The following is a 3,176-nucleotide window of genomic DNA, read 5'->3' as shown; positions in this document are numbered from 1 at the left end:
TGTTGTAGACGTCCAGTCCTATCGTCGCCTCGTCCAGAAACAGCAGTCTGGGCTCATGCAGCAGGATCAATAAAAAGTCGCAGATCATCTTTTGGCCGAGGCTGAGCTGCCTGACGGGAACATCCAGAAAATCCAGGTCCAAAATATGGCCGAACTCCTCCAACTTATGCAGCACGTCCTTGGAGGACAGGCCGTAGATGCTGCCGTTGACAAAAAAGGAGTCCCTGGCAGGAAGGTCCCACATCATCTGACTCCGCTGCCCGAACATGACGCCGTAGCGTCTGCACAGGCTTCTGCGATCGCGGGCAGGGACGTAGCCCATGACCGAAACGGTTCCCGAGGTAGGATGGATGATCCCCGTCATCAGCTTGATCATCGTCGATTTTCCGGCGCCGTTCATCCCGATAAGCCCAACGGCATCGCCCTCTTCAACGGCAAAACTGATGCCGCTCAACGCCCGGACGACGGCCCCGCTTTTCAGGCTGTAATGTTTCGTCAACTCGCTCGCTTCTATTATCGGCATTGGCACCAGATCCTCACCGCAACTTTCGTTTTCCCGGAAAGCCCCTTCGACCGCGGAGGCATCGTCCGCCCCCTTCTCGCATCCCCCAGAGGAAACCGAAACGCCATTTCGAAGGTTCCTCTGACAGATTCAGTAGATCTTGTCCAGCACTTTCCCCATCTCACCTCTGATTTTTTCGTAATCCATGGTCAAATGCTGTCCCTTATGATACAGCAACCTGCCGTTGCACATGACCGTATGCACATCCGATGTCTGAGTTGCGTAGACAATGGCTGAGTAGGCGTTGTTCAACGGATACAGATGTGGCTTGTCACAGCCAATCAGGACGATAGCGGCGGCCCCGCCTTCCTCAAGACGGCCTGTCATGGAGAAACCGCAAGCTTTTTCTCCTTCGCTCATTGCCATTTCAAATACCTGAGCTGCTGGCAGAGCCAAGGGCTGCACCGCAGAGCCCTTGCTTAGGCCATGTTAACACAAAAGCAAGAAAAGGCGGGCTTTTTGCCTGCTTCGCCGACGAAGCTTACGCCTGCCTGCTTCGCCGAACGGCACAGCACTCAAGAGCTGGCGATCTCAAGGAGCTGGCCGCCTGCTTAAATATCCAAGTTCTTCACCTCATGCGCATAGGACGTGATGAAGTCCCGCCTCGGCTCGACCTTGTCGCCCATCAGGATGTCGAAGTACTCGTCGGCGAGCAGATCGTCGTTGAGCTCGATCTGCCGGAGCACACGATTGGTGGGGTCCATCGTCGTCTCCCAGAGCTGGGACGGGTTCATCTCTCCGAGTCCCTTGTAGCGCTGCACCCCGACCTTGGTCGGGTCGGGGGCCCCGTCCACGTGCTGGCGCAGTTCCTTCTCGGTGTAGCAGTACTGGACCTGCTTGCCCTTCTGCACCCTGTAGAGGGGGGGCTGGGCCAGATAGAGGTAGCCCTGATTGATCAGCTCGGGCATGTGGCGGTAGAAGAAGGTGAGGAGCAGCGTGCTGATGTGCGCGCCGTCGACGTCCGCATCCGTCATGATGATGATCTTGTGGTAGCGCAGCTTTTTCTCGTCGAACTCGTTGCCGATGCCGCAGCCCAGGGCCTGGATGATCGTGCGGATCTCGTTGTTGGAGAGCATCTTGTCGAGCCGCGCCTTTTCCACGTTCAGGATCTTGCCCCTCAGGGGAAGGATGGCCTGGAACGAGCGGTCCCGGCCCTGCTTGGCGCTGCCGCCGGCGCTGTCGCCCTCGACGATGTAGAGCTCCGTGTTCTCCGGGGTCCTGGAGGAGCAGTCCGCGAGCTTCCCGGGGAGGTTCAGGCCCGTCATGGACCCCTTGCGGACGAGCTCGCGCGCCTTCTTGGCGGCCTCGCGGGCCTGCCGGGCGCGGACCGCCTTGTCCACGATGGGACGGAGAAGGTCGGGGGCGTCCTCGAACCAGGAGAGCAGTCCCTCGTAGACGAAGGAGTCCACGGCGCCCCGGACCTCGCTGTTCCCCAGCTTGGTCTTGGTCTGCCCCTCGAACTGGGGGTTGCCCAGCTTGACGGACAGCACGCAGGTCAGGCCCTCCTTCAGGTCGTCGCCGGAGAGGTTCTCGTCCTTGTCGCGCAGGATCTTGTTGTTCCGCGCGGCTTCGTTGACGGCCCGGGTCATGGCGGTCCGGAGCCCCGACACGTGCGTCCCCCCCTCGATCGTGTGGATGAGGTTGGCGAAGGAGAAGATGCGTTCGAGGTAGCTGTCGTTGTACTGGAACCCGACGTCGATCGCGATGCCGTCCCGCTCCCCGGAGAGGATGACGGGAGGGGTGAAGAGGGCCGTCTTGCCGCGGTCCAGATACTCGACGAAGGCCTGTATGCCCCCGTCGAAGTGGTACTCCTTCTTTTCCCCCGTGCGCTCGTCCTCCACGGAGATGGCGAGCCCCGGGTTGAGGAACGCCAGCTCCCGAAGGCGGCTCTTCAGAACGTCCAGGGAGTGGTGGACCTCCTCGAAGATCGTGTCGTCGGGGAGGTAGTGGATCAGGGTGCCGCGCCAATCCGCGGGGGTCTCCGGCGAGAGGTCGGTGACGGGAATGCCCCGTTCGAACCGCTGGGTGCGCTGCACGCCGTCGCGCGCGATCGTGACCTCCAGCCAGGTCGAGAGCGCGTTGACCACTGAGACGCCCACGCCGTGAAGCCCGCCCGAGACCTTGTAGGCGCCGTTCCCGAACTTTCCCCCCGCGTGCAGGATGGTGAGGACGACCTCGCAGGTCGGACGCCCGTTGTAGGGGTGCGGGTCCGTGGGGATGCCGCGCCCGTTGTCCCGGACGCTGATGCTCTCGTCCGCGTGGATGGTGACCTCGATGCGGTCGCAGTAGCCGCCGATCGCCTCGTCGACGGCGTTGTCGACGACCTCGTAGATGAGGTGGTGGAGGCCCCGGCTCCCGGTGTCCCCGATGTACATGCCGGGGCGCTTGCGAACGGCCTCGAGTCCTTCCAGTACCTGTATGCTTCCGGCGTCGTAGCCGCCCTCCGCGTTCCGTGTGTCCTGAGTCATCTCGCTGCGTTTTCCTCCGTGACAATCTGCATTCTCGATCGCCGTATTCCTGATCGTCTGAAAAGCTCCCAGCCCGCGGTGCGCCCCGGGCGAAAGGGGCCTTCGCGGTATTTTTACTCTGCCTTCCGCCCCGCGCGGCTGATATG

3 protein-coding genes are annotated in these 3,176 nt (G+C 61.6%); all 3 read right to left on the bottom strand.

All coding sequences use genetic code 11. The features are described 5' to 3' along the window. On the bottom strand, positions 1 to 523 hold a 523-nt coding region (locus tag ABLA28_RS11135; RefSeq protein ID WP_347713724.1), incomplete at its 3' end, for an ATP-binding cassette domain-containing protein. A gap of 129 nt (positions 524 to 652) precedes the next feature. Further along, positions 653 to 967, bottom strand: coding sequence for an amidohydrolase family protein (locus tag ABLA28_RS11130; protein WP_347713723.1), 315 nt, complete (start codon positions 965 to 967; stop codon positions 653 to 655). A gap of 146 nt (positions 968 to 1,113) precedes the next feature. After that, complete coding sequence (gene gyrB / locus ABLA28_RS11125) at positions 1,114 to 3,030, bottom strand: DNA topoisomerase (ATP-hydrolyzing) subunit B (protein WP_347713722.1); 1,917 nt, start codon at positions 3,028 to 3,030, stop codon at positions 1,114 to 1,116. Between the last annotated feature and the right edge of the window lie 146 nt (positions 3,031 to 3,176).

This window comes from uncultured Fretibacterium sp., assembly GCF_963544685.1.
Lineage (GTDB): Bacteria > Synergistota > Synergistia > Synergistales > Aminobacteriaceae > CAJPSE01.
The sequence above is the reverse complement of the archived record's forward strand: the minus strand, read 5'-3'. Positions and strand labels throughout refer to the sequence as shown.